The following is a 2,131-nucleotide window of genomic DNA, read 5'->3' as shown; positions in this document are numbered from 1 at the left end:
TGCACCAGCACCGCCCGGTAGCGGCGCTGCACCGCCATCTGCAGCAGGCTCAGCATCGCCGCGGCGCCGATCAGCCACCAGCAGAGCTGCGCGGCGCCGGCGAAATCAGCCGGCGTGGTGTTGAGGCGTTGATAGATGCTGTAGGTGACCACGGGCACCTGACCGGTGACGCCGAGGGTCGCCGGAATCGAGAAATCCTGCATCGTCTCGATCGCGGCAATGGTGAAGCCAGCCGCCATCGCCGGCAGTGCCAGACGCAGGCCCAGCCCCAGCCGGCGCCAGCGCGGCAGCCGCAGCACCAGCGCCGCCTCCCGCAGCGAGGCCCCGGCCCCGGCATAGGTGGCGCGGGCGACGAACACCGAAAACGGCAGCGCCTTGACCAGATACAGGAAGGCCAGGCCGCCAGCGCCCAGGAAGGCGTGGCCAAAGGCAGAGTGGCGCATCTGCGGATGGCTGAACAGGATCAGCCAGCCGGTGGTCAGCACATAGCCGGGCATGATGAAGAGCAACCACAAGCCCAGCCCCAGCAGGCCGACCAGCCGGCCGGAGAACCGCTCCAGCGCCAGCGCCAGCGCCGCCCCGGCGGGGGCCGCCACACACCCCGTCAGCACCGCCAGCCCACCCGAGTTCAGCAGCGGCCGCCAGCTCAGCGATGCCCCCTGCCCCACCCCCATCGCCAGCAAGCGGGCCAGGGGATAGACCAGCAGCAACCCCAGGAGCGCGAGCAGCGCCCCGCGCAACAGCCTCATCGCGCCGACATCGTCTGGGCGAACCAGCCATTGACGGTGGTTTCCAGCTTGCCCCACACGACCGGGTCAATCGTCACGATATTCAGGCCGGAAAGCGCCGGCGCGCCCGGCAGCGGTGCCGGCGCGTCATTGGTGATCGGCCAGAAATTCCCATCCGGCCCGCCCTTTTCCTGGCGCAGCTTCTGGATGTCCGGACGCATGGCGAAGGCCAGGAACCGGGCGATTTCCTGGCGCTTGGCGGCCGAGACGCCCTTGGCTTCCACCATCACGTTCGGCAGCACATAGGCTGGGCTTGGAACGGTGATCTGATAGCCGGGATTATGCGCGGCGAAATAGAGCGCGGCGGAGGATTGCACGATGGCCAGGCTGATCGCCTGCGCCTTCAGTGCCGCCAGGGTGGCGCCGTTATCGTCGAACATATGCAGCCCGTTGGCCTTCAGCGCCTCGACATAAGCCTGCCCCTCCGGCCAGCCGCCGGCATGGGCGAGCATGCCCGCCAGCATCGGGTAGGTGGGGCCGGAAATCGAAGGATCGTTCATCCCGACCAGCCCCTGATAGGGCGCGTTGCGCAGCGCGTCCCAGCCGGTGGGCGGGCTCGCCAGCCGCGCCGGGGCGGAGATGAACACGCCCGCCAGGGTGAAGCCGGTGGGCGCAAAAGCACCATCGGCGGAAAGCAGGCTCTGGCCGGTGGCGGTGAGCTTGGAAGGGGCCGGCATGCCATGCGCCAGCAGGCCTTTCTCATCCAACGCGGCGGCGGCGGTGGCGCCGTCGAACCAGCCGATATCCCAATCCGGATGCCCGCCCTGCGCCACGATGCGCGCCAGCAGGCTGCCGGTGGAAAGCCTGATGGCGCTGACCTTGATGCCGGTCTCCTTGGTGAAGGCGGCGGCGACGGCGGGGCCGTAATCCAGCCCGCTATAGAGCACCAGACCAGGGCTGGAGGACGGCCATAGCAGCACACCGGCGATCACCAGGATGATGGCGGCAAAGCCAGCCGCGATAAGCTTGCGCATGGGAGGGGGCTACCTTGAGAGAAACAATCCGTCCGGTCAGTCGGCGTCGAAATCCTGACTGGCGCCGGGGCGGAAGATCACGACCACGGTGACGTCATAGACCCGGCCGGAAAAGCCCGCGGGCGGCGGCGGATAATGCGCGATGCGGGCGGCCTGCAGGGCCGCCTGGTCGAGCAGCGGAAAGCCGCTGGAATGTGCCAGGGCGATGTCACTCACCACACCGTTGCGATAGGTGAAGGTGATCTCGGGCGTGCCGCCTTCACGCGCCATCTGCGCGGCCTGCGGATAGACGCGGTTGGCCACCCCCTGAACGGCATTGCGCATCGCCAGGCGGAAGGCGTCCACCTCACCCTGGGACGGGGCGGGCGG

Annotated in this window: 3 protein-coding genes; all 3 read right to left on the bottom strand. The window is 68.7% G+C overall.

Going from position 1 to position 2,131, the window contains the following annotated elements; translation table 11 throughout:
• Positions 1 to 749, bottom strand: a 749-nt coding sequence (locus MXAZACID_RS15455; RefSeq protein ID WP_008495431.1) for an ABC transporter permease subunit, incomplete at its 3' end; no start/stop codon positions are given.
• Positions 746 to 1,762 carry an ABC transporter substrate-binding protein gene (locus tag MXAZACID_RS15450; RefSeq protein ID WP_008495430.1) on the bottom strand — a complete coding sequence of 339 codons (1,017 nt, stop codon included), beginning with the start codon at positions 1,760 to 1,762 and terminating at the stop codon, positions 746 to 748. The genes MXAZACID_RS15455 and MXAZACID_RS15450, both read right to left, overlap by 4 nt.
• 36 nt (positions 1,763 to 1,798) lie before the next feature.
• Positions 1,799 to 2,131: energy transducer TonB (locus MXAZACID_RS15445; protein ID WP_008495428.1), on the bottom strand; the 333-nt coding region annotated here is incomplete at its 5' end.

Origin of the sequence: Acidocella sp. MX-AZ02, from assembly GCF_000306035.1 — a bacterium.
GTDB classification, from domain to species: domain Bacteria; phylum Pseudomonadota; class Alphaproteobacteria; order Acetobacterales; family Acetobacteraceae; genus Acidocella; species Acidocella facilis.
Note: the sequence above shows the minus strand (reverse complement) of the source record. Positions and strands in the feature narration are given on the sequence as shown.